Genomic DNA, 22,653 nt, shown 5'->3' on the forward strand with positions numbered 1-22,653 from the left:
GGCGATCCCCTGATCCCTCGGCTCCGGGCCCCCTAGGTGACCGACGGGGTAGCGGCGTCGCGGGGAAGCTGCCACCGTGTGAGGCGACTCGACGGGGGGCGTCATGAGCGACGGTACGGACCGGCCGGCGGTGAGCGTGGTGGTGCCCACGTACAACTGCGGTGCCCACCTCGATCCGCTCGTCGCGTCGCTGTCGCGGCAGGGGCTGCCGCCCGGCGGATACGAGGTGATCTTCGCCGACGACGGGTCGACCGACGGGACGCCGCAGCGCCTGGACGAGCTGGCCGCTGCCGACCCGCACGTGCGGGTGCTGCGCCTGCCGCACTCGGGCTGGCCGTCGCGCCCGCGCAACCAGGGGCTGGAGCAGGCACGCGGCGAGTACGTCTTCTTCGCCGACGACGACGACTGGTTCGGCGACGAGGCGCTGGCCCGCCTGCACTCCTGCGCCCGGGCACACGACGCGGACATCGTCGTCGGACGGATGATCGGGCACCGGCGGGGCGTACCGCGGGAGCTGTTCCGGGAGAACCGGTTCGACGCCACCCTGGCGAACGCGCCGCTGGCCGACAGCATGACCTGTCACAAGCTGTTCCGGCGGTCCTTCCTCGACCGGCACGGGCTGCGCTTCCCGGAGGGCCACCCGCGACGCCTGGAGGACCACCGGCTGATGGCGGCGGCCTACCTGCTCGCCGAGCGGATCTGCGTGCTGGCCGACCACCCCTGCTACCACCACGCCCGCCGCGAGGACGCGGGCAACGTCACCGCCACCCGGATGGACCCGGCGGAGTACTACGCGGCGCTGCGGGCCGCGATGGACACCGTGGACACCTACCGCCCACCGGCCGCGGCCCGCCTGCGGCTGCACCGGCGCTGGCTGCGCAAGGAGATGCTGAACCGGCTGCGCGGGCAGGCGCTGCTGAGCGCGCCGGAGCCCTGGGCCGGGCAGGTGGCGGACGAGGTGGGGCAGCTCGTGAAGGAGCGTGTCGCACCCGAGGCGATCGCCGGGGTGCCGCCGATGTACCAGGTGATCGCGCATCTCGCCGCGCAGGGGCGGATGGCCGACCTGCGCCGGCTGGCGGAGTGGGACGTGAGTGTCCGGGCGCACGCCGCCGTCGACCGGTGGCAGGTGGAGGGACGGACGCTGACCGTCGCCGTCTCCGCCCACCTGCGCGCCGGGGACGAGCCGCTGCGCTTCGACGACCGAGGGCTGCCGGTGCTCCCGGTGGCCGGGGCCGCGCCCGACGGTGTCGTGATGCGGGCCGGCGGGGCGAGGACCGACGTGGTGATCCGCCGCCGGGAGACCCGGGAGGAGTTCTTCCTGCCGGTCGACGGCACCACCGAGCCGGCCGCCGACGGCCGGGTCTGTCACCGCAGCACCGCCACCGTCGACTTCGCGGCGCTCGACGGCGGCCGGACCCGGGGCACCTGGGAGGTCCGGGCCCGGGTGATCCAGGCCGGGTGGGCGCTGGACGCGAACCTGCCGCTCGTGGTGCGCTGCGCGGCCGACGGCGGGCCGCCCCGGGTGGAGGATCCGCGCCGGCTCCGCGCCCGGATCCGGCGGGCGGTCCGGCGGATCCGGGATCGCGCGCTCGGCCGGACGGCGCGCGCCGGCAGCCGTTCGCACGATCGACCGGCGGCGGCCCGGCGGTAAGGATTCGAAGACCCCGGTTCGTCCTCGGCACGATCGCCGGAACGCGCGATTACCGGGAGGCCGGGTGGCGCTCTCGACCGATCGCCGGTGGGCTGCGAAACTGTGTGCCGGCCGGTGAGTTGGGGGTTCGATGAGCAACGGGTGGCTGCTGCCCGAGGACGTTCTGCGGGATGCGCCGTCGTACGCGCCCAGACCCGCTGAGCTGGCCGATCTCCAGTTGTTGCTGAGCGGGGCGTACGCGCCGCTCACCGGTTTCATGAGCCGGGCCGACCTGACCTCGCTGAGCCGGCGCGGCCGGCTGGCCGACGGCACCCCGTGGCCGGTGCCGGTGACGCTCCAGGTGCCGGCCGCGCTGGCCGACGGGCTCGACCCGGCGGACCCGGCCCGCCGGGCGGTGGTGCTCACCGACGGCGAGGGCGCGCCGGTCGCGGCGATGGACGTGACGGACGTCTGGCCGGGCCGCGAGGGCCTGGTGGGCGTCGGTGGCACGGTGCGCCGCCTGGGCGACGGCGGCCACGGACCGTTCCAGCGCCTGCGGCGCGGCCCCGACGAGGTACGCGGCCTGCTGCCGCCGGGCCGGGTGCTCGGGGTCTTCGCCGACCGTCCGCTGCACCGCCCGCAACTGGCGCAGATCGCGCACGCGGCCCGCACGCTCGGCGCGCACCTGCTGGTGCTGATCCCGGTGGGCGAGGGGTCGACCGGTGGCCTGCCGTCCGAGGCGCTGGTGCGTACCGTGTTCGCCGCCCGCGACCGGATGCCCCCGGCGACGCTGGTGGCGGTGCCGCTGGCCCGCCGGCGTGACGAGATCAGCGACGCGCTGCTGCGGGCCCGGGTCGCCGCCGCGTACGGCGTGACCCACCTGCTCTCCACCGAGGGCATGCTCTCCGGCGCCGGCCTGCGTGTGCTGGTGCCCCGCGAGCTGGCCTACGACAACCGGGACGGGCAGTGGCGCTGGCGGGAGGACATCCCGCCGCGCAACCGCCGGCTGGCGCTGAGCGTGGAGGAGATCGACGACCTGCTGGACCGGGGCTTCCCGCTGCCCGAGTGGCACACCCCGCCGGCGGTGGCGAAGGAACTGGTCCGGGCCCGCCCGCCGCGGCGGTACCGGGGACTGGTGATCTTCCTGACCGGGCTGTCCGGCTCGGGCAAGTCGACGATCGCCCGGGGCCTGGCCGACGTGCTCCGTGAGCAGGGCGACCGCACGATCACGCTGCTCGACGGCGACGTGGTGCGGCGGGAGCTGTCCGCCGGGCTCGGGTTCAGCAAGTCCGACCGGGATCTCAACGTGCGCCGGATCGGCTGGGTGGCCGCCGAGATCGCCCGGCACCGCGGGGTCGGCATCTGCTGCCCGATCGCGCCGTACGCGGCGGCCCGCGCCACCGCGCGGGAGATGGCCGAGGCGGCCGGCGCGGGCTTCCTGCTGGTCCACGTGGCGACGCCGCTTGAGGTCTGTGAGCAGCGCGACCGCAAGGGCCTGTACGCCCGCGCCCGGGCCGGCCTGCTCACCGGGATGACCGGCATCGACGACCCGTACGAGGAGCCCACCGACGCCGATCTCGTGGTGGACACCTCGGACATCAGCGTCGAGGAGGCCATCGGGAAGGTGATGGAACACCTCACCGAGACCGGCTGGGTGGAGCCCCGCCTCCAGCCCGCCTGACCTTTCGGCCGCCGGACGCGTCCGGCCTGCGAGCACCTCGACCGCCGTCGTCCGGCCTTACGGACGACGGCGGTTTCGCATCGCCCCTCGCTGCGCGGTAGTGTTCGCCTTTGTTGGAACACGTTCGACCGCGTGAGCATCGCGGTCGGTGACGCTCGGAGGTGGGCCGGGATGCTGGCGCGGCAGCGGCAGACGGCGATCCTGGAACGACTGCGTCTCGCCGGCGGCGTCCGGGTCACCGAACTGGCCGCCGAGTTCGGCGTGTCCGACATGACCATCCGCCGCGACCTGGACACGCTGCACGAGCAGGGCCTGCTCGCCAAGGTGCACGGCGGCGCGACGCCCGCCGGTCCCGGCTCGACCGACGAGCCCGGCTTCCGCGCCAAGGCCGACCGCCAGTCCGCCGAGAAGGCGGCGATCGCCGACCACGCCGCAGGGCTGGTCCGGCCCGGCGCCGCCATCGCGCTCTCCGCCGGCACCACCACCGCCGAGCTGGCCCGGCGACTTGTCGACGTGCCCGGCCTCACGGTGGTCACCAACTCGCTGCCGGTGGCGGAGGCGCTGCACGTCGGCGGCCGGCCCGACCAGACAGTGGTGCTCACCGGCGGGGTACGCACGCCGTCGGACGCGCTCGTCGGGCCGCTCGCCGTGGCCGCGATCGCCGCGCTCCACCTGGACGTGCTCTTTCTCGGCGTGCACGGCATCAGCGAACGGGCCGGGTTCACCACGCCCAATCTGATGGAGGCGGACACGAACCGGGCGCTCGTGGCCGCCGCGGACCGGCTCGTGGTGCTGGCCGACCACACCAAGTGGGGCACCGTCGGCATCTCGTCGATAGTGCCGCTGGACGCGGCGGACGTGCTGGTCACCGACGACCGGTTGGCGCCCGAGGCACGACGGGTACTCGACGACAGGGTGGGCGAGCTGGTGACGGTGCCCGCGCAGAGGGGGGCGCAGTGAAGCGTACGCAGATCGCGCTGGCCGACGGCCGCGAGCTGATCTACTTCGACGAGCGGGACGACGCGGTCCGGGACCAGCCGGACCGGCGGGACCTGCCCCCTCCCCCACCCGCCTCGCAGCTGCGGTACGACCCGCTGACCGACGAGTGGGTGGCGGTCGCGGTGCACCGGCAGACCCGCACGTTCCTGCCCCCGGCCGACCAGTGCCCGCTGTGCCCGTCCCGGGGCGACCGGCACAGCGAGATCCCGGCGCCCGACTACGACGTCGTCGTGTTCGAGAACCGGTTCCCGTCACTGAGCCAGCGGGTCGCCGACGAACCGGCCGAGATCACGCCGTTCACCCCGGTACGGCCCAGCCTCGGCAGGTGCGAGGTGGTCTGCTTCACCGACGACCACAACGCCTCGTTCGCCCGGCTCCCCCCGCATCGGGTGCGGACCGTGCTGGACGCGCTCGCCGACCGCACCGAAGCGCTGAGCGCGCTGCCCGGCGTGGAGCAGGTCTTCCCGTTCGAGAACCGGGGCGTGGAGATCGGGGTGACGCTGCACCACCCGCACGGGCAGATCTACGCGTACCCGTTCGTCACGCCGCGCACCCGCGACATGCTGGCCGCCGCCCGGCGGCACGCCGAGCGCACCGGCGGCAACCTGTACGCCGACGTGCTGGCTGCCGAACGCGCCTCCGGGGAACGGGTGGTGACGAGCAACGAGCACTGGACCGCGTACGTCCCGGCGGCGGCGCGCTGGCCGTTCGAGGTGCACGTGGCGCCGCACCGGCCGGTGCCGGACATCCCGGCGCTCGACGACGCCGAGCGGGACGCGTTCGGGCCGCTATACCTGGACCTGCTGCGTCGCTTCGACGGGCTGTTCGACCTGCCGATGCCGTACATCGCGGCCTGGCACCAGGCGCCGGTACGGATCGACAGGGAGTTGGGCCACCTGCACCTGCAGCTGTTCAGCATCCGGCGGGCCAAGGACAAGCTGAAGTACCTGGCCGGGTCGGAGTCCGGCATGGGGGTGTTCATCAACGACATCGCCCCCGAGCGAGCCGCCGAGCTGCTGCGCGCCGCATGAAAGGAAGGGCCCCTTGTTAACGCCTGCGGTAGAGAAAGGGCCCCTTCTTAACAACCGCGGCCCGGGCGCGGGGGCGCGGGGGGCCCGGGACAGGACCCCCCGCAGGGAAGGGACGGCTGGCTGCGCTCAGCAGCCTCGAAGGTCGGCCGGCCGGCGCGCGGCGACGGCCCACCTTCACGGACGCGACTGGCATCTCGTCCACCCTGTCAACGAGAACGCACCGAGCGAGGTCACGCCGCCCCGACAGCCCTGAGGTGTTAAAAAGGGCCCCTTCTACAACGCGAGGCGTTAAGAAGGGGCCCTTCCTTACACGTCAGGCGGCGAGCCGGCGCGCCAGGTTCTCGTCGAGCGCGTTCATGAACTCGTCGGTGGTCAGCCACGGGGCGTCCCGCGAGATGAGCAGCGCGAGGTCCTTGGTCATCTGGCCGCCCTCGACGGTGTCCACGATGACCTTCTCCAGCGTGTTCGCGAACTCGGTGACCGCCGGGGTGCCGTCCAGCTTGCCCCGGTGGGCCAGGCCCCGGGTCCAGGCGTAGATCGAGGCGATCGGGTTGGTCGAGGTCTTCTCGCCCTTCTGGTACTGCCGGTAGTGCCGGGTGACGGTGCCGTGGGCGGCCTCGGCCTCGACGGTGCGGCCGTCCGGGGAGAGCAGCACCGAGGTCATCAGGCCGAGCGAGCCGAAGCCCTGCGCGACGGTGTCGGACTGCACGTCACCGTCGTAGTTCTTGCAGGCCCAGACGTACCCGCCCTCCCACTTGAGCGCGGCGGCGACCATGTCGTCGATCAGCCGGTGCTCGTAGGTGAGGCCGGCGGCCTCGAACTCGGCCTTGAACTCGTTCTCGAACACCTCGGCGAAGATGTCCTTGAACCGGCCGTCGTACGCCTTGAGGATGGTGTTCTTGGTGGACATGTAGACCGGGTAGTTGCGGTCCAGGCCGTACCGGAACGAGGCGCGGGCGAAGTCCCGGATCGACTCGTCGTAGTTGTACATGCCCATGGCGATGCCGCCGCCGGGGAAGTTGGCGACCTCCATCTCCATCGGGGTGCCGCCGTCGGCCGGGGTGTAGGTGATGGTCACCGTGCCCGGGCCGGGGACGACGAAGTCGGTGGCCTTGTACTGGTCGCCGTGCGCGTGCCGGCCGATGATGATCGGCTTGGTCCAGCCCGGGACGAGCCGCGGCACGTTCGACATGATGATCGGCTCGCGGAAGACCACGCCGCCGAGGATGTTGCGGATGGTGCCGTTCGGCGACCGCCACATCTTCTTCAGGCCGAACTCCTCCACCCGGGCCTCGTCCGGGGTGATGGTGGCGCACTTGACGCCGACGCCGTGCTCCTTGATGGCGTTGGCGGCGTCGACGGTGACCTGGTCGTCGGTGGCGTCACGGTGCTGGATCGACAGGTCGTAGTAGTGCAGGTCGACGTCGAGGTAGGGCAGGATCAGCTGCTCCCGGATCTGCTTCCAGATGATCCGGGTCATCTCGTCGCCGTCGATCTCCACGACCGGGTTGTTTACCTTGATCTTCGCCATCGGCCGGCGCTCCTCTCGGGGGACACGTGCTCAAGCAGTACGAGCGTACTGGAAACTGGCCGGCAGTCCCCAGGCGGCCCGGGTGGGCCGCCGGAAAAGCGGGCTGCGCCGTACCGCGACCCGCTGGCATCATCGTGCGATGCCGCGCAGCCGCACCCTCGGGTCTATCACGGTCACCGCGCTGTCCGACGGCGAGGGGCCCTTCTTCCAGCCCCGCGGCGAGGCGTTTCCCGGCGCCACCCAGGCGCACTGGGCGGCTGCCGACCGGCTCGACCCGGGCGCCGTCACCGCCGACGGCCGGTGGTGGCTGCGGTTCCGCGCGTTCGCGGTGCGGACCGGCGACGGGCCGGTCACGCTCGTCGACGCCGGCATCGGCCCGGCCGACTCGCTCGCCGCGAGCTGGGCGCCGGTCCCCGGCCGGCTGCCGGCCGAGCTGGCCGCCGCCGGGATCGATCCGGCCGACGTCCGCACCGTGGTCCTCACCCACCTGCACACCGACCACGTGGGCTGGGCCGGCGCGCTGTTCCCGAACGCGGACCACCTGGTACAGCGCGCCGAGCTGGACGCGCTGGAGCTGTTCCACCCGGAGCTGCCGGCCCGGCTGCTGGGGCCGTTGCGCGCCGCCGGCCGCCTGCGGGTGGTCGACGGCGAGACGCCCCTCACCCCGGGGGTACGGCTGCTGCACACCCCAGGCCACACGCCGGGTCACCAGTCGGTGCTCATCGAGGCGGACGACGAGCGCCTCCTGATCACCGGCGACCTGCTCGTGCACGCGATCCAGTTGGTCGCCCCGGAGCTGGCGTACGCCCACGAGGTGGACCCGGACGAAGCCCGCCACTCCCGCACGACCCTGCTGGCAACCCTCTCCCCCGCCACCCTGGCCACTCCCCACCTGACCGCTCCCTTCACCCCCACCCCCGACCGGCTCGATCATGAGGTTGGCGGCGGAATTGGAGATCGAATACGCCGTCAACTTCATGATCGACGGGGAGAGCGGGGAGAACTGGGAGGGCGGGGAGAGACGCGGGCGGGACAGCGGAAGGCCCGCCGGCGGAAGCCGGCGGGCCTTCTGCGCAGTTGGTCGGGCTCACATGCTGGCGACGTCGCCCTGCTTGGCGCGGACGGCCTCGGCGGCCTCCTTCAGCGCGGCCAGCTCGTCGGCGTCCAGGTCGGTCTCGACGACCCGCTTCACGCCCTCGGCGCCGATCTCGGCCTCGACGCCCAGGTAGACGCCGGAGATGCCGTACTCGCCGTCGACCCAGGCGCAGACCGGCATGACCTCGCCGGAGTCCTCGGCCACTGCCTTCGCCATCCGGGCCGCGGCGGCGGACGGGGCGTAGTACGCCGAACCGGTCTTGAGCAGCGCGACGACCTCGGCGCCACCGTTGCGGGTCTTGACGACCAGCTCCTCGATCTGCTCGGCCGGCATGACGTCACGCAGCGGCTTGCCGTTCACGGTGCTCTTGGACGGCACCGGGACCATCGTGTCGCCGTGCGAGCCGAGCGTCAGGGTCCGTACCGACTTCACCGGTACGCTCAGCGCCTCGGCGACGAAGTTGGTGAAGCGGGCGGTGTCCAGCATGCCGGCCTGGCCGAGCACCCGGTTGCGCGGGAACTGGGTGGCGAGCTGGGCCAGCGCGGTCATCTCGTCGAGCGGGTTGGACACCACGATGACGACGGCGTTCGGCGCGTACTTGGCGACGTTCTCGGAGACCTGCCGGACGATCTTGGCGTTGGTCTCCAGCAGGTCCATCCGGCTCATGCCGGGCTTGCGCGGCAGGCCGGCGGTGATGACGACCACGTCCGAGCCCTCGATGGCGTCGTAGCCCTCGCCGTTCGGGCCGGTGGTGACGCCGACAACCTTGGTCTCGAAGCCCTCGACCGCGCGGGACTGGTTGAGGTCGAGCGCGAGACCCGCCGGCTTGCCCTCCACGATGTCGGTGATCACGACGGTGTCGAAGACGTCGTACTCGGCCAGGCGCTGTGCGGTGGTCGAGCCGTAGAAGCCGGCGCCGACGACAGTGACCTTCTTACCCATGGTCGTCCCACTCCCTGATCCCAGTCGGTTTTCCGGACCGTATCAGCCATCCTGGCACCGATCGGGCCAGGGGCGGACGGTTATGACCTGGGTGGGTGTCAGCCCGCCCGCTCGGCCCGTTCGACCACGTTGGTGAGCAGCATCGCCCGGGTCATCGGACCGACGCCGCCGGGCATCGGCACGAGCTTGCCGGCGACCTCGGCGACCTCCGGGTCGACGTCGCCGGTGTAGCGGCCCTTGCCGTCGTCGCCGATCACGCGCGTGATGCCGACGTCGACCACTGTCGCGCCCGGGTTGACCATGTCGGCGGTGAGCAAACCCGGTACGCCGGCGGCGACGATGACGACGTCGGCGGCGCGGGTGTGCGCGGCGAGGTCGAGCGTGCCGGTGTGGCAGAGCGTCACCGTGGCGTTCTCGCTGCGCCGGGTCAGCAGCAGGCCCAGCGGACGGCCGACCGTGTTGCCCCGGCCGACGACGGCCACGTTCGCGCCGCGCAGCGGCACGTCGTGGCGGCGCAGCAGCTCCACGATGCCGCGCGGGGTGCAGGGCAGCGGAGCGTCGTACCCGAGGACGAGCCGGCCCAGGTTGACCGGGTGCAGCCCGTCGGCGTCCTTGTCCGGGTCGATCGACTCCAGCGCGCGCTGGGTGTCGAGGTGCCCGGGGAGCGGGAGCTGGACGATGTAGCCGTGGCAGGCCGGGTCGGCGTTCAGCTCGGCCAGAGCCGCGTCGAGCTGCTCCTGGGTGGCGTCTGCGGGCAGCGTGACCCGCAGCGAGGCGATGCCGACCTCGGCGCAGTCGCGGTGCTTGCCGTTGACGTACGCCTGGGAGCCGGGGTCCTCCCCGACCAGCACCGTGCCGAGGCCGGGGGTGATGCCGCGTTCCGCGAGCGCCTTGACCCGGGCCCGTAGCTCGTCCTTGATCTCCGCCGCGGTGGCCTTGCCGTCCAGGATCGTCGCCGTCACGTCGTGATCGTCTCACGCCCGCTGGCGGGCCCGGACGACGACGGCCGACGATCACGCTGCGCAACGTGCGCTAAGTCACGGAGAGTCACCAATCACGGTGACGCCGCAGCCCGGTCACACCCGGACGGGCAGGGACCGGACAGCGGGAACAGCCGTCGCAGACCGCCCGGCCACGCGCGGACCGGAACAGAGGCAACCAGGAAAGAACCAGGCAGGAGCGAGGTTTAGCACGCGCGAGCGGCAACGACAAGACAGGGCGAACACGATCCGTCATCGATCAACCACGCGCCAGTTGTCGATGGGCCGAACCGCGACCTACCGTTACCGCTCGTTGCGCAGAGTCACCCAACGTCGGGACGACCGCGCAGCGTGAGGAGATGAGGAGACCCCATGCGTGTTCGTAGGCTCGCGGCCTGGGCCGCGCTCCCGCTCGCGGTGACGCTCGGCCTGACGGCCTGCGGCTCGGGCGGCGGCAGCGGCGGTGCCGGCAACCCCGACGCGGCCGTGCGGATCGAGATCGCCGAGCCGCAGCACCTGGTGCCCACAAACACCAACGAGACGAGCGGCTCCCAGGTCCTGTCGGCCCTGTTCAGCCCGCTCGTCGACTACGACGAGGCGAACAAGCCGCACGAGGTGGCGGCGGACTCGGTGACGACGTCGGACAACAAGGTCTGGACGATCAAGCTGAAGCCCGGCTACACGTTCCACAACGGCGAGAAGGTCACCGCCGACAACTACATCGACGCCTGGAACTACGGCGCGTACGCCCCGAACGGCCAGAACTCCAGCTACTTCTTCGAGAAGGTGGCCGGCTACGACGACCTCCAGGGCGAGACGCCGAAGGCGAAGACGCTCAGCGGCCTGCAGAAGGTCGACGACCTGACCTTCACCGTGACGCTCAACGAGCCGTACGTGGACTTCAAGTCGATGCTCGGCTACACCGCCTTCTACCCGCTGCCCAAGGCGGCCTTCTCCGCGCCGGGCGTACTGGCCGAGGGCTACGAGCAGGCCCCGATCGGTCAGGGCCCGTTCAAGATGAAGGGCAGCTGGCAGCACGACGCCAAGGTCGAGGTGGAGCGCTACGACGCCTTCCCGGGCCAGCAGCCCAAGGTCGCCGGTGTCGAGTTCCGCATCTACCAGCAGCCGACCGCCGCGTACGCGGACGTGCTGTCGGACAACCTCGACGTGATCAAGACGATCCCGACCGAGAACCTGTCCACCGCCGCGACCGACCTGGGCGACCGCTACCAGGAGAGCCCGGCCTCGTCGCTGCAGGTGCTGGCCTTCCCGACGTTCCAGGAGGAGTTCAGCAAGCCCGAGGTGCGCAAGGCCATCTCGATGGCGATCGACCGGGACGAGATCACCAAGTCGATCTTCAAGGACTCGCAGCGGCCGGCCCGCTCGTTCGTCTCGCCGGTGGTCGCCGGCTACCGGGAGAACACCATCGGCACCGCGGGCGCGTTCGACCCGGTCAAGGCCAAGGCCATGTACGAGGCCGCGGGCGGCCCGAAGAAGATCGAGCTGTCCTACAACGGCGACGGCGGCCACAAGGACTGGATCGACGCCACCTGCAACCAGCTCAAGGCCAACCTGGGCGTGGACTGCGTCGGCACCGCCGAGCCGAAGTTCGCGGACCTGCTGACCAAGGTCAAGAAGAAGCAGCCGGTCGGCCTGTTCCGGATGGGCTGGGTCATGGACTACCCGTCCATGGAGAACTACCTCGGCCCGCTGTACAGCAGCACCGGCTCGTCGAACTACTACGGCTACAGCAACCCGGAGTTCGACAAGCTGCTCGCCGAGGGCGCCCGCGCGGCGACCGAGGACGAGGCGATCAAGAAGTACCAGGCGGCGGAGGACCTGCTCGCGCAGGACATGCCGGTGATCCCGCTGCGGTACGGGCAGAACAACTTCGGCCACTCGACCAAGGTCAAGAACGTCCACGTGGACCTCTTCGACCGGGTGGACCTGCTGAAGATCGAACTCGCCTGACACCCTGCTGACGGGCCGGGCCACCCCCACCGGGTGGCCCGGCCCTGGCATTGGCCCACATTTACGCCGTTTTCGGCAGACTTGCCAGCATGCTCCGCTTCATCCTGCGGCGACTCCTGCAGATGGTCCTCGCCTTCTTCGGGACCACTCTGATCGTCTACGCGCTGATGTTCGCCGGGCAGGGCGACCCGATCCAGGCCCTCGCCGGGGAGCGGCCGGTGACCCCCGCGCAGCGGGCCTACCTGACCGAGAAGTACCACCTGGACGCGACAGGGATCGGCGGCTTCTTCTACCGCTACTTCAACTACCTCGGCGGCCTGGTCCAGGGTGACCTCGGGCAGTCGCTGACCGGGCGGCAGATCAGCGACATCCTCGCCGCCGCCTGGCCGGTCACCCTCAAGCTGGCGGTGATCGCGATGGCGGTCACGGTGATCTTCGGAGTCACCGCCGGCGTGATCGCGGCCATCCGCCGCTCCGGCGTGTTCGACCACGCCACGCTCGTGCTCACGCTGCTGGTGCTCGGCATACCCACCATCGTGCTCGCGCCGCTGGCGCAGTACTTCCTCGGCGTACGGTGGCCGATCTTCCCGCCCACCGCCGGAGCGCAACCCTCCTTCTACGCGCTGCTGCTGCCCGGCATCGTGCTCGGCTCGCTGTCCCTGGCCACCGCGCTGCGGCTGACCCGTACCTCGGTGACCGAGAACCTGCGCGCCGACTACGTCCGCACCGCCCGCTCGAAGGGCCTGCGGCGACGCCGCATCGTCGGCGTGCACGTGCTGCGCAACTCGCTCATCCCGGTGATCACCTTCCTCGGCGTCGAGCTGGGCAACCTGATGGGCGGCGCGATCATCACCGAGGGCGTGTTCAACGTGCCCGGCGTCGGCTTCAACCTGTTCCGCGGCATCCGCACCGAGGACGGCCCCCTGGTGGTCGGCATCGTCAGCGTGCTCGTCGTGGTCTACCTGCTCTCCAACCTGGTGGTGGACGTGCTCTACGCCGTCCTCGACCCGAGGATCCGCTATGAGTGACTTCGAGACGGTGGCGGCCACCGAGAACCAGGCGGCGCGGCGCGGCGTCTCCGGCGAACCGGGCACGCCCGGCCGGGCCGGGCGGCCGGAGCGGGCCCGCAGCCTGGCCGGGGACGCGTGGCGGGACCTGCGCCGCAACCCGGTCTTCTGGATCAGCCTGCTCCTGGTGGTGCTCGTCGCCGCGATGGCGGTGGCCCCCGGGCTGTTCGCCGCGAACGACCCGCGCGACTGCGTGCTCTCCCGCCAGCACGCCGGGCCGTCCGGCGGGGCCATCTTCGGGTACGACTTCCAGGGCTGCGACACGTTCGCCCGCGCGGTCTACGGCGCCCGCGCCTCACTGCTGGTGGGGGCGCTCTCCGCGCTGATCACCGGCGTGATCGCGCTCGTCGTCGGGATGCTCGCCGGCTACTTCGGCGGCTGGGTCGACGCGGTGCTCTCCCGGGTGATCGACATCGTGCTCGGCATCCCGCTGCTGCTCGCCGCGATCGTGCTGCTCAAGCGGGTCAGCACCAGCGGCGACACGGTACGGCTGTTCGCGGTGATCTTCGTGCTGGCGCTGCTCGGGTGGACCACCGCGGCCCGGGTGGTCCGCTCCTCGGTGATCACCGCCCGGGAGCAGGACTACGTGGCCGCAGCCCGGATGCTGGGGGCCGGCAACGGGCGGATCATGTGGCGGCACATCCTGCCGAACGCGCTCGCCCCGGCCATCGTGGTGCTCACCATCGCGCTCGGCTCGTTCATCGCGGCCGAGGCGACGCTGAGCTTCCTCGGCATCGGCCTGAAGGCGCCGACCATCTCCTGGGGCATCGACATCGACGCCGGGCGGGTGCACATGCGCGAGTCGGCGACGCCGCTGATCGTGCCGTCGGCCTTCCTCGCCCTGACCGTGCTCGCCTTCATCATGCTCGGCGACGCGATCCGCGACGCCTTCGACCCGAAGCTGCGGTGACAACCCATGACCCAGTCGTCGGCCCGGCCCACGCCGGCCTCGCCCACCCCGCCGGGCGGGCACCTGCTGGAGGTACGGGACCTGCACGTCGAGTTCCGCACCCGCGAGGGCGTGGCCCGGGTCATCAACGGGGTGACGTACCACCTGGACGCCGGGGAGACGCTCGCGGTGCTCGGCGAGTCCGGCTCCGGCAAGTCCGTCACCGCCCAGGCGATCATGGGCATCCTGGACACCCCGCCCGCGTACGTGCGCGGCGGGCAGATCCTCTACCAGGGGCGGGACCTGCTGACCCGGCCGGAGGAGGAACGCCGTCAGATCCGGGGCACCGAGATCGCGATGATCTTCCAGGACGCGCTGTCGGCGTTGAACCCGGTCTTCCCGGTCGGCTGGCAGATCGGCGAGTCGCTGCGCGAGCGGGCCGGGATGTCCCGGGCCGACGCACGCAGGCGCACGATCGAGCTGATGGACCTGGTCCGGATCCCGGCCGCGGCGAAGCGGCTCGGCGACTACCCGCACCAGTTCTCCGGCGGCATGCGCCAGCGGGTCATGATCGCCATGGCGCTGGCTCTCGACCCGAAGGTGCTGATCGCCGACGAGCCGACCACCGCGCTGGACGTGACGGTGCAGGCGCAGATCATGGACCTCCTGGCCGACCTGCGCCGCGACCTCGGCACGGCGCTCATCCTGATCACCCACGACCTGGGCGTGGTCGCCGGTGTCGCGGACCGGATCGCGGTCATGTACGCGGGCCGCATCGTCGAGCACGCCGACGTGCACGCGCTGTACCGGGCGCCGGCCCACCCGTACACGAAGGGGTTGCTGGAGTCGATCCCGCGCCTGGACGTGCGCGGCCAGGAGCTGTCGAGCATCCGCGGCCTGCCGCCGAACCTGATGGCGATCCCCTCCGGCTGTCCGTTCCACCCCCGGTGCCCGTACGTCCAGCAGGTCTGTGTGGACGAGGTGCCGCACGACCTGGTGCTCGGCGACGGGCGGACCAGCGCGTGCCACTTCGCGCAGGAGGTGCACGATGACAGCGCCGGCTGACGCCACGAAGGTGCGCGGCGAGACCATCCTCTCCGTCGACCACCTGGTCAAGCACTTCCCGATCAGCCAGGGCGTGCTGTTCAAGAAGACCATCGGCCAGGTCAAGGCGGTCGACGGCGTCTCCTTCGAGCTGCGGCGCGGTGAGACGCTCGGCGTGGTCGGCGAGTCCGGCTGCGGCAAGTCCACGCTGGCCCGGCTGCTGATGCGCCTGGAGACGCCCACCGCCGGGCGGGTCACGCTGGAGGGCCGCGACCTGCTCCGGGCCGGCGGGGCGGAACTGCGCCGGCTGCGCCGCAACATGCAGATGGTGATGCAGGACCCGTACACCTCGCTGAACCCGCGCATGACTGTCGGCGACATCGTCGGCGAGCCGTTCGAGATCCACCCGGAGGCGGCGCCGAAGCGCAGCCGGCGGCAGCGGGTGCAGGAGCTGCTGGACGTGGTCGGGCTCAACCCGGAACACGTCAACCGGTACCCGCACCAGTTCTCCGGCGGCCAGCGGCAACGCATCGGCATCGCCCGGGCGCTCGCGCTGCGGCCCGAGATCATCGTCTGCGACGAGCCGGTGTCGGCGCTCGACGTCTCCATCCAGGCCCAGGTGATCAACCTGTTGGAGCAGCTCCAGGACGAGTTCGGGCTGTCGTACATCTTCATCGCCCACGACCTGTCGGTGGTGCGGCACATCTCCGACCGGGTCGCGGTGATGTACCTGGGCCGGATCGTCGAGATCGGCACCGAGGAGCAGATCTACCAGCGGGCCACCCACCCGTACACCCAGGCGCTGCTGTCGGCGGTCCCGGTGCCCGATCCGGAGGCCCGCGACCGGCAGACCATCATCCGGCTCAGCGGCGACGTGCCCAGCCCGGCCGACCCGCCGTCCGGCTGCCACTTCCGGACCCGCTGCTGGAAGGCCGAGGAGGTCTGCGCGGTCCAGGACCCGCAGACCGTGCCCCGGGCGGCGGACCCGCACCCCAGCGCCTGCCACTTCGCCGAGGTCCGCACCGACGTGCGAGCGTGACGAAGGCCCCGTCCCCCGGAGGAAGAGGGGGCGGGGCCTCCGCTGCGGCGGGTTGGGCGTGGACCCGGGGCGATCCCGGCGGCGTTGAGGCGCGCCGCCGTACGTGATCGGTGTCCCGCGACGGAACCGCCGGGTCGACGCGGCGGTCCGGTGCGGCTCGGGTGAGGTGTCCCGGCGTGCGGGTCCCGGGTCCGGCGTGGCTCAGGCGGCCGGCGGGGCGCGCGCGGCGAGCGGGCCGCGCGGCGGCAGCGGCACGACCGGCGGCCGGGGCGCGGGCACGACGGGTTCCGGCACGGCCGGACCGGCCACGCGCGGGAGCGCGGCCGGGGCCAGGTCGTCCGGTCCGTCGGCGTAGCCGAGGCCGCCGCCGTGGTCGTGCCACGGCCCGGCGGCAAGCCCCGACCAGGAGATTCCGGGGTACGCGGTACGCAGCGCGACCGGGCTCGTTCCGGCGGCCGGCGCGGCGGCGAGCGTTCCGGCAGGTGGCGCGACGACGGCGGGCGCGGCGGCCGATCCCAGTCCGGCCAGGACGAAGGCCAGCGTGACGACGACGGCGGTCAACCGGTCGCGAACGCGCATGGCACACCTGCCGGTCTCACGGGCGGCGGAGACGGTCGATCGTCGCCGCGCACACGCTAGCAACCGGTTCCGGCGGCGGGCAACGGCCCGGCGTCCGGGTGCGTCCGTCGGGTGGACGACCGACGCACCCGGGCGACTACGGCCTGGTCAGTGGAAGAAGTGCCGCGTCCCGGTCAGGTACATGGTGACGCCGGCCGCCTTGCAGGCCGCGATGGTCTCCTCGTCCCGGATCGAGCCGCCCGGCTGCACGATCGCCCGTACCCCGGCGTCGATGAGGATCTGCGGGCCGTCGGCGAACGGGAAGAACGCGTCGGAGGCGCAGACCGAGCCGCGGGCCCGCTCGTCGCCGGCGCGGCTGACCGCCAGCCGCGCCGAGTCCACCCGGTTGACCTGACCCATGCCGACGCCGACGGTGGCGCCGTCGCGGGCCAGCAGGATCGCGTTGCTCTTCACCGCACGGACCGCCCGCCAGGCGAACGCCAGGTCGCGCAGCGTCGCGGAGTCGGCCGGGTCGCCGGTGGCCAGCGTCCAGCCGGACGGGTCGTCGCCGGGCGCGTCGACGGCGTCCCGCGACTGCACCAGCACGCCGCCGCTGACCTGCCGCCACTCGGCGGGCCGCACAGCGAACTCGGGCGCCCGCAGCAGGCGGAGGTTCTTCTTGGCCCGCAGCAGCTCCAGCGCGTCCTCGTCGAAGCCGGGCGCCACCAGCACCTCGGTGAAGATCTCCGCGACCTGGCCGGCCATCGCCGCGTCGACCGGCCGGTTCACCGCGATCACCCCGCCGAACGCGGAGACCGGATCGCAGGCGTGCGCCTTGCGGTGCGCCTCGGCCACGTCTGCGCCGACCGCGATGCCACACGGGTTGGCGTGCTTGATGATCGCCACCGCCGGCTGGTCCGGGAAGTCGTTGGCGGCCCGCCAGGCGGCGTCCGCGTCGACGTAGTTGTTGTAGGACATCTCCTTGCCGTGCAGCTGCTCGGCCTGGGCCAGCCCGGCCGGCGCGCCCGGATCGGTGTAGAGCGCCGCCGCCTGGTGCGGGTTCTCGCCGTACCGCAGCACGGCCTGGCGGCGCAGCGCCAGCCCGGCGAACTGCGGCCAGCCGTCCTCGGCCGGCGCCACGGTGGTGGCGAACCAGTCGGCCACCGCCACGTCGTAGTCGGCGATGTCGGCGAAGGCCCGGGCGGCGAGCGCCCGGCGCTGGGCGATCGTGAAACCGCCGTCGGCGAGCGCGGCCACCACCGCCGGGTACGCGGCCGGGTCGGTCACCACCGCGACCGAGGCGTGGTTCTTCGCCGCGGCCCGCACCATCGCCGGGCCGCCGATGTCGATCTGCTCGACACACTCTTCGGTGTCGGCGCCGGAGGCGACGGTGGCCTGGAACGGGTAGAGGTTGGAGACCAGCAGGTCGATGCCGGCGATGCCGTGCTCGTCGAGCTGGGCGGCGTGCGCGTCCTTGCGCAGGTCGGCGAGGAGACCACCGTGGATCTTCGGGTGCAGCGTCTTGACCCGCCCGTCGAGGATCTCCGGGAAGCCGGTGACCTGCTCGACCGGCGTGACCGGCACCCCGGCGCCGGAGATCGTCGACGCGGTGCTCCCGGTCGACACGATCTCCACGCCGGCCCCGTGCAGGGCGCGGGCCAGCTCGGCCAGGCCGGTCTTGTCGTAGACGCTGACCAGCGCGCGCCGGATCGGGCGGCGGCCGGCGTCCTCAGTGGCGTTCACGGGATGGTGACCTTTCTTCCGGTGATCGTCCAGCCTTCACGGACCAGGCGGCCGACCTGCTCGACGAGCTGGCGCCGCTCGGCGGACTTGATGCGCTCGGTGAGCGTGTCCTCGTCGTCGCCGTCGAGCACCGGCACGGCGACCTGGGCCACGATCGGCCCGGTGTCCATCCCGGCGTCGACGAAGAACAGCGTGGCCCCGGTGACCTTCACGCCGTACGCCAGCGCGTCACGGGGGCCGTGGATGCCGGGGAACGCCGGCAGCAGCGTGTTGTGCGTGTTGAGGTAGCGGTCGCCGAACGCGGCCAGGAACTCCGGCCCGACCAGCTTGAGGAACCCGGCGCTGATGACCAGGTCCGGCCGGTGCTCGGCGACCCGCGCAGTGAGCGCCTTGTCCCAGTCGGCGCGGGTGGGGTGGTCCTTGACACGCTCGACGAAGGACGGCACGCCGGCGGCGGCGGCCCGGTCCAGGCCGGCGATCCCGTCCCGGTCGGCGCCGACGGCGACGACCCGGGCGCCGAAGCCGGGGTCGGCGGTGGCGTCCAGCAGCGCCTGGAGGTTGCTGCCGGAACCGGAGACGAGGACGACGAGGCGGGCGACGGACGCGGGCTCGGTCACGCGGCAACCCTATCGGGCAGGTCAGGCGGCCCGGCCTCGGGGCGGCGGCTCAACGGTTGACCTCCCGGGTGGCGTGCTCGCGGTACGCTGCCGGTCGCCCGGTGTCCGGCCTCGCGCCCGGCCCGCACCCCCACGAAGAATCCGGCACGCCGCGTGCCGTCGGACCGAGGAGTACGTCGCATGCAGCCCGGATACCCCCCGCAGCAGCCGCAGCAGATCGACAACAACATGACGATGTCCATCGTCGCGATCTTCCTGTTCTGGCCGCTCGCGATCCCGGCCATCATCAACGCGTCGAAGGTCAACCCGCTGATCCAGCAGGGCGACTACGCCGGCGCCCAGGCTGCCGCCGCCGAGTCCAAGAAGTGGTCCAAGTGGGCCCTCATCGCCGGCCTGGCCTGGATCGCCATCATCGTGGTGGGATGTTGCCTCCTCGGCGGCCTGGCTGGTATCGCCGGCAACAGCGGCAGCAACTGACGCACAACCGAACCGAACCTGAGGAGCACCCAGACATGCAGCCCGGTTACCCCGGCCAGGACCCGTACGGCCAGCAGCCGAACCAGGACCCGACCGCTCAGCCGAACGACCCGTACGCCCAGCCGCCGCAGGCCCCGCAGTACGGCCAGCAGCCGCAGTACGGCCAGCAGCCGACGTCGGGCCAGCCGTACGGCCAGCCCACCTCGGGTCAGCCCGCCTACGGCCAGGACCCGTACGCGCAGCAGCAGCCGCCGTACGGTGCCGCGCCGCAGTACCCGACCGCCGGCTACCCGGCCGGCCCGGCGCAGGGTCAGGGCCAGAACAACACCATGGGCCTGGCCGGCATGATCGTCGGCATCGCCTCGATCGTGCTCGGCCTGTGCTGCCCGCTGCTGGGTGTCCCGGCCGGCATCGTGGCGGTCGTCCTCGGCGTGCTCGGCCAGAAGAAGGTCCAGGCGGGCGAGGCCAGCAACGCCGGCCAGGCGCGGGCCGCCCTGATCTGCGGCGCCGTCGGCGTGGTCGTCGGCATCGTCAGCGCCATCGCGGGCGCTGCGATCAACATGAACAACTTCGGCGCCTGACCGTCGTTCGAACGAGGGGCGTCCGGCGACCGCCGGGCGCCCCTCGCGCGTCTCTCTCCCCGCGCGACGCCGGACGGTTCAGCGGGGCGCCGGGGTGGCGCGGGGCGGGGGTGCCGGACGCGCCGGGCGGGTCAGGGTGCGGGTGGCGGCCGCGCCGAGTACCGCGCCCACCGCGATCACCAGGGTGGCCACCACCGCCACCGGCCAGGGCGACGGGCCGACCTCGGCCAGCCGCCCGCCGCCGAGCGGCCCGCCGGAGACCGCCGCGACCAGCCCCAGCAGCACGCCGGCCACCGGTCCGGCGAGCGCGGCCGGCCCGAGCAGCGCCGGCCAGGCCACATCGGCCCGTTCCTCGGCGGCCGCCCGGATCAGCCGCCGGGCCAGGAGCCAGCCGGCCGCCATCGCGGCCAGCACCGGCACCGCGAGCAGCGCGGCGCCGAGCCCGTCCATCGGGCCGCGCGGCAGGCCGGCCAGCAACGGTACGGCCGGCAGCGCGCCGACCGACACCTCACTCGTGCGGACGGCGGTGTCGGTGCCGACGGCGAACCCGGGACCGAGCAGGTAGCTGGCCGACCAGGCGATGGCGTTCGGCGCGTACGCGAGGCTGACCAGGGTGATGCCGGCCTGACCGGCCACCCCGGTCCGGTAGGCGCCGATCATGTCGGCCGCGTCGCCGCCGCCGGTGGCCACCGCCAGTCCGGCCGCCCCCGCGCCCGCGCCGAGCAGCAGCAGCGCCGCGACCAGGCCGGTACGCAGGCCGTCGCGCAGCGGCGGTGGGCAGCGCGCGGTCAGCAGCGCCCAGACGCCTGTGGTGCGCAGCGCCCCGACCAGGGCGGCCGGCACGCCGAACGCGGCGAACGTGAGCGCGGCGGTGACCGGGGAGACCCGCAGCCCGCCCGCGTCGACGGCGAACGCGGCGAGCGCGCCGAGCAGCGCGTACGCGATCCCGACGGCGGCCGCGACGGTGAGCGCCTGGCGGGGCGAGCCGGCCCCGCGCGCGCCGACGGCCCGGCTGACGTGCACGCCGGCGCGGGTGAGCCGCCAGACGGCGAGCGCGCTCAGCGCGAGCGGGATCAGGCCCAGCGGCCCGGCTGTGGTCTGCAGCGGCACGCCGTGCCCGAGCAGCCAGCCGGCCAGGCCGGCGCGCAGCGCGCCGCCGAGCGAGCCGGCGTCCTCGCTGAGCTGGGCCAGGCCCAGCACGACGGAGACCGGCAGCCACGAGGTCAGCGCGGCCCAGAGCGCCGCCACCCCGGCCGCGACGGGCAACGGCGCCCGGCTGCGCGGCTCCTCGCCCGAGCGCGGCGCGGGCACCCGCGCGGCCGGGCGGGCGCGGCCGGGTGGCCGTTCCCCGGCGCGGGGACCGGAAGCCGGACGGCGTGGCTGGTCAGGGGTGACACGTGACATCGGGTCTACTCTGGCACGCCGCGGGAAGGACGGCAGTCCGATACCGGGTCGGCAGCGCGGCGAGTTCGCCGAACCCCCGCCTCAGCGGTGGTGATCCGGTCTAGCCTCGGCCTCAGACGCGACCATTCCCGTCGCGGCGCCTACCGTTCGGAGGAAGCCGTGCACGCTCCGTATCCGCCACCACCGCCGCCGCCGGCCGTCGGCCGGGACCGGACCACGCTCTGGGGCGTCCTCGGCATCGTCTTCGGCCTGTTCTGCTGCGGCATCCTGGGCATCGTCTTCGGCGCGCTGTCGATCCGCGACGCGCGGCGCAACGGCAAGTCGCAGCTGCTCGGCTGGCTGGCCATCGCGTTCGGTGTGATCAACATCGTCGCCAGCGCCATCGTGCGGGCCCGGGGCAACTCGTACTACCCGTACTGGTACCGCTGAACGCGAGGGGGCCGGCCGGTTCCCCGGTCGGCCCCCTCGGCGCGTGGTACGGCCGCTCAGCGGCCGGACATGAGCTCCCGCATCAGGTTGGCGGTCTCGGTCGGGGTCTTGCCGACCTTGACGCCCACCGCCTCCAGCGCCGCCTTCTTGGCGTCGGCGGTGCCCGCCGAGCCCGAGATGATCGCGCCGGCGTGACCCATGGTCTTGCCGGGCGGGGCGGTGAAGCCGGCGATGTAGCCGACCACCGGCTTGGTGACGTTGGCCTTGATGAACTCGGCCGCCCGCTCCTCGGCGTCGCCGCCGATCTCACCGATCATGACGATCGCGTCGGTCTCCGGGTCCGCCTCGAAGGCGGCCAGGGCGTCGATGTGGGTGGTGCCGATGATCGGGTCACCGCCGATGCCGACGCAGGTGGAGAAGCCGATGTCGCGCAGCTCGTACATCATCTGGTAGGTCAGCGTGCCGCTCTTGCTGACCAGGCCGATGCGGCCGGAGCCGGTGATGTCGGCCGGGATGATGCCGGCGTTGGACGCGCCCGGCGAGGCGATGCCCGGGCAGTTCGGGCCGATGATCCGGGTGCGCTCGCCCTTGGACTTGTTGTACGCCCAGAACGCGGCGGTGTCGTGCACCGGCACGCCCTCGGTGATCACCACGGCCAGGTCGATGCCGGCGTCGATCGCCTCGACCACGGCGGCCTTGGTGAACTGCGGCGGCACGAAGATGACTGTGACGTCCGCGCCGGTGGACTTCATCGCGTCCGCGACGGACGCGAAGACGGGCAGCTCGGTGCCGTCGAAGTCGACGGTGGTGCCGGCCTTGCGCGGGTTCACGCCGCCGACCACGTTGGTGCCGGCGGCGAGCATCCGCCGGGTGTGCTTGGAACCCTCGGAACCGGTCATCCCCTGCACGATGACCTTGGAGTCCTTGGTCAGCCAGATAGCCAT

Annotated in this window: 21 protein-coding genes and 1 pseudogene; 13 read left to right on the forward strand and 9 right to left on the reverse strand. The window is 72.7% G+C overall.

Annotated features, from left to right (window positions below):
• Positions 1-103: 103 nt before the first annotated feature.
• The 4 genes from HA073_RS18255 to galT all read left to right on the forward strand — a co-directional run bounded on the left by HA073_RS18255 (position 104) and on the right by galT (position 5,341).
• Positions 104-1,651: a glycosyltransferase family 2 protein gene (locus HA073_RS18255; RefSeq protein ID WP_166456926.1), complete on the forward strand. Its 1,548-nt coding sequence runs from the start codon at positions 104-106 to the stop codon at positions 1,649-1,651.
• A gap of 130 nt (positions 1,652-1,781) precedes the next feature.
• On the forward strand, positions 1,782-3,311 hold the full coding sequence (gene cysC, locus HA073_RS18260) for an adenylyl-sulfate kinase (protein WP_043328378.1): 1,530 nt from the start codon (positions 1,782-1,784) through the stop codon (positions 3,309-3,311).
• Between the two features lie 171 nt (positions 3,312-3,482).
• Positions 3,483-4,271 (forward strand): DeoR/GlpR family DNA-binding transcription regulator, encoded by a 789-nt coding sequence (locus tag HA073_RS18265; RefSeq protein ID WP_043328376.1) that lies wholly within the window; start codon positions 3,483-3,485, stop codon positions 4,269-4,271.
• Entirely contained in the window at positions 4,268-5,341 is a 1,074-nt protein-coding gene (gene galT / locus HA073_RS18270; RefSeq protein WP_166456927.1) for a galactose-1-phosphate uridylyltransferase, read from the forward strand. Before HA073_RS18265 ends, galT begins: the two co-directional genes overlap by 4 nt.
• 313 nt (positions 5,342-5,654) lie before the next feature.
• Here galT and HA073_RS18275 read toward each other — a convergent pair whose 3' ends face one another.
• The gene (locus HA073_RS18275) at positions 5,655-6,872 is read right to left on the reverse strand and encodes an NADP-dependent isocitrate dehydrogenase (protein WP_043328372.1); all 1,218 of its coding nucleotides are present in this window, start codon (positions 6,870-6,872) and stop codon (positions 5,655-5,657) included.
• Between the two features lie 129 nt (positions 6,873-7,001).
• Positions 7,002-7,355, reverse strand: coding sequence for a hypothetical protein (locus HA073_RS31165; RefSeq protein WP_309228040.1), 354 nt, complete (start codon positions 7,353-7,355; stop codon positions 7,002-7,004).
• On the opposite strand from HA073_RS31165, the pseudogene HA073_RS18280 reads away from it, so the two are divergent.
• Positions 7,243-7,692 (forward strand): annotated as a pseudogene (locus HA073_RS18280) (MBL fold metallo-hydrolase); the annotation flags it as partial. The gene HA073_RS31165 and the pseudogene HA073_RS18280 overlap by 113 nt on opposite strands.
• Positions 7,693-7,959: 267 nt before the next feature.
• Here HA073_RS18280 and HA073_RS18285 read toward each other — a convergent pair.
• A complete protein-coding gene (locus HA073_RS18285; protein WP_043328370.1) occupies positions 7,960-8,910 on the reverse strand; it encodes a malate dehydrogenase in 951 nt (316 codons plus the stop codon).
• A 98-nt stretch (positions 8,911-9,008) separates the two neighbouring features.
• Positions 9,009-9,872, reverse strand: coding sequence for a bifunctional methylenetetrahydrofolate dehydrogenase/methenyltetrahydrofolate cyclohydrolase (locus HA073_RS18290; protein ID WP_043328369.1), 864 nt, complete (start codon positions 9,870-9,872; stop codon positions 9,009-9,011).
• Between the two features lie 390 nt (positions 9,873-10,262).
• Here HA073_RS18290 and HA073_RS18295 point away from each other — a divergent pair, with 390 nt between their 5' ends.
• The 5 genes from HA073_RS18295 to HA073_RS18315 all read left to right on the forward strand — a co-directional run bounded on the left by HA073_RS18295 (position 10,263) and on the right by HA073_RS18315 (position 15,900).
• A complete protein-coding gene (locus HA073_RS18295) occupies positions 10,263-11,861 on the forward strand; it encodes an ABC transporter substrate-binding protein (RefSeq protein WP_064446556.1) in 1,599 nt (532 codons plus the stop codon).
• Positions 11,862-11,950: 89 nt separating this feature from the next.
• Positions 11,951-12,889: an ABC transporter permease gene (locus tag HA073_RS18300; protein WP_064446557.1), complete on the forward strand. Its 939-nt coding sequence runs from the start codon at positions 11,951-11,953 to the stop codon at positions 12,887-12,889.
• Positions 12,882-13,838: an ABC transporter permease gene (locus HA073_RS18305; protein ID WP_064446558.1), complete on the forward strand. Its 957-nt coding sequence runs from the start codon at positions 12,882-12,884 to the stop codon at positions 13,836-13,838. Before HA073_RS18300 ends, HA073_RS18305 begins: the two co-directional genes overlap by 8 nt.
• 6 nt (positions 13,839-13,844) lie before the next feature.
• Entirely contained in the window at positions 13,845-14,882 is a 1,038-nt protein-coding gene (locus HA073_RS18310; RefSeq protein ID WP_064446559.1) for an ABC transporter ATP-binding protein, read from the forward strand.
• Complete coding sequence (locus HA073_RS18315; RefSeq protein ID WP_166456928.1) at positions 14,866-15,900, forward strand: ABC transporter ATP-binding protein; 1,035 nt, start codon at positions 14,866-14,868, stop codon at positions 15,898-15,900. Before HA073_RS18310 ends, HA073_RS18315 begins: the two co-directional genes overlap by 17 nt.
• Before the next feature lie 201 nt (positions 15,901-16,101).
• Here the strand turns inward: HA073_RS18315 and HA073_RS18320 are convergent, their stop codons facing one another.
• From HA073_RS18320 to purN, 3 genes are all read right to left on the reverse strand, one after another.
• Positions 16,102-16,479 (reverse strand): hypothetical protein, encoded by a 378-nt coding sequence (locus HA073_RS18320; protein WP_166456929.1) that lies wholly within the window; start codon positions 16,477-16,479, stop codon positions 16,102-16,104.
• A gap of 147 nt (positions 16,480-16,626) precedes the next feature.
• Complete coding sequence (purH, locus tag HA073_RS18325; protein WP_043328363.1) at positions 16,627-18,201, reverse strand: bifunctional phosphoribosylaminoimidazolecarboxamide formyltransferase/IMP cyclohydrolase; 1,575 nt, start codon at positions 18,199-18,201, stop codon at positions 16,627-16,629.
• Complete coding sequence (purN, locus tag HA073_RS18330) at positions 18,198-18,818, reverse strand: phosphoribosylglycinamide formyltransferase (RefSeq protein WP_069088272.1); 621 nt, start codon at positions 18,816-18,818, stop codon at positions 18,198-18,200. Before purN ends, purH begins: the two co-directional genes overlap by 4 nt.
• Before the next feature lie 180 nt (positions 18,819-18,998).
• Here purN and HA073_RS18335 point away from each other — a divergent pair, with 180 nt between their 5' ends.
• Complete coding sequence (locus tag HA073_RS18335) at positions 18,999-19,295, forward strand: CD225/dispanin family protein (RefSeq protein WP_043328361.1); 297 nt, start codon at positions 18,999-19,001, stop codon at positions 19,293-19,295.
• 35 nt (positions 19,296-19,330) lie between these two features.
• Positions 19,331-19,876: a DUF4190 domain-containing protein gene (locus tag HA073_RS18340; RefSeq protein WP_043328360.1), complete on the forward strand. Its 546-nt coding sequence runs from the start codon at positions 19,331-19,333 to the stop codon at positions 19,874-19,876.
• Between the two features lie 78 nt (positions 19,877-19,954).
• On the opposite strand, the gene HA073_RS18345 is transcribed toward HA073_RS18340, so the two are convergent.
• Positions 19,955-21,280 (reverse strand): DUF6350 family protein, encoded by a 1,326-nt coding sequence (locus HA073_RS18345; RefSeq protein ID WP_043328359.1) that lies wholly within the window; start codon positions 21,278-21,280, stop codon positions 19,955-19,957.
• A gap of 159 nt (positions 21,281-21,439) precedes the next feature.
• On the opposite strand from HA073_RS18345, the gene HA073_RS18350 reads away from it, so the two are divergent.
• Positions 21,440-21,709: a hypothetical protein gene (locus HA073_RS18350; protein ID WP_043328358.1), complete on the forward strand. Its 270-nt coding sequence runs from the start codon at positions 21,440-21,442 to the stop codon at positions 21,707-21,709.
• A gap of 56 nt (positions 21,710-21,765) precedes the next feature.
• Here HA073_RS18350 and sucD read toward each other — a convergent pair whose 3' ends face one another.
• Positions 21,766-22,653, reverse strand: a complete 888-nt coding sequence (sucD, locus tag HA073_RS18355; RefSeq protein ID WP_030501510.1) for a succinate--CoA ligase subunit alpha — start codon at positions 22,651-22,653, stop codon at positions 21,766-21,768.

This window comes from Micromonospora sp. CMU55-4 (assembly GCF_011602315.1).
Classification (GTDB): domain Bacteria; phylum Actinomycetota; class Actinomycetes; order Mycobacteriales; family Micromonosporaceae; genus Micromonospora; species Micromonospora chalcea.

Bases quoted from the DNA above. Each gene is read 5' to 3' on its own strand.
- HA073_RS18255 (WP_166456926.1), top strand. From the start codon at position 104: ATGAGCGACGGTACGGACCGGCCGGCGGTGAGCGTGGTGGTGCCCACG.
- cysC (WP_043328378.1), top strand. From the start codon at position 1,782: ATGAGCAACGGGTGGCTGCTGCCCGAGGACGTTCTGCGGGATGCGCCG.
- HA073_RS18265 (WP_043328376.1), top strand. From the start codon at position 3,483: ATGCTGGCGCGGCAGCGGCAGACGGCGATCCTGGAACGACTGCGTCTC.
- HA073_RS18275 (WP_043328372.1), bottom strand. From the start codon at position 6,872: ATGGCGAAGATCAAGGTAAACAACCCGGTCGTGGAGATCGACGGCGAC.
- HA073_RS18285 (WP_043328370.1), bottom strand. From the start codon at position 8,910: ATGGGTAAGAAGGTCACTGTCGTCGGCGCCGGCTTCTACGGCTCGACC.
- HA073_RS18295 (WP_064446556.1), top strand. From the start codon at position 10,263: ATGCGTGTTCGTAGGCTCGCGGCCTGGGCCGCGCTCCCGCTCGCGGTG.
- HA073_RS18300 (WP_064446557.1), top strand. From the start codon at position 11,951: ATGCTCCGCTTCATCCTGCGGCGACTCCTGCAGATGGTCCTCGCCTTC.
- HA073_RS18305 (WP_064446558.1), top strand. From the start codon at position 12,882: ATGAGTGACTTCGAGACGGTGGCGGCCACCGAGAACCAGGCGGCGCGG.
- HA073_RS18310 (WP_064446559.1), top strand. From the start codon at position 13,845: ATGACCCAGTCGTCGGCCCGGCCCACGCCGGCCTCGCCCACCCCGCCG.
- HA073_RS18315 (WP_166456928.1), top strand. From the start codon at position 14,866: ATGACAGCGCCGGCTGACGCCACGAAGGTGCGCGGCGAGACCATCCTC.
- HA073_RS18320 (WP_166456929.1), bottom strand. From the start codon at position 16,479: ATGCGCGTTCGCGACCGGTTGACCGCCGTCGTCGTCACGCTGGCCTTC.
- HA073_RS18335 (WP_043328361.1), top strand. From the start codon at position 18,999: ATGCAGCCCGGATACCCCCCGCAGCAGCCGCAGCAGATCGACAACAAC.
- HA073_RS18340 (WP_043328360.1), top strand. From the start codon at position 19,331: ATGCAGCCCGGTTACCCCGGCCAGGACCCGTACGGCCAGCAGCCGAAC.
- HA073_RS18345 (WP_043328359.1), bottom strand. From the start codon at position 21,280: ATGTCACGTGTCACCCCTGACCAGCCACGCCGTCCGGCTTCCGGTCCC.
- sucD (WP_030501510.1), bottom strand. From the start codon at position 22,653: ATGGCTATCTGGCTGACCAAGGACTCCAAGGTCATCGTGCAGGGGATG.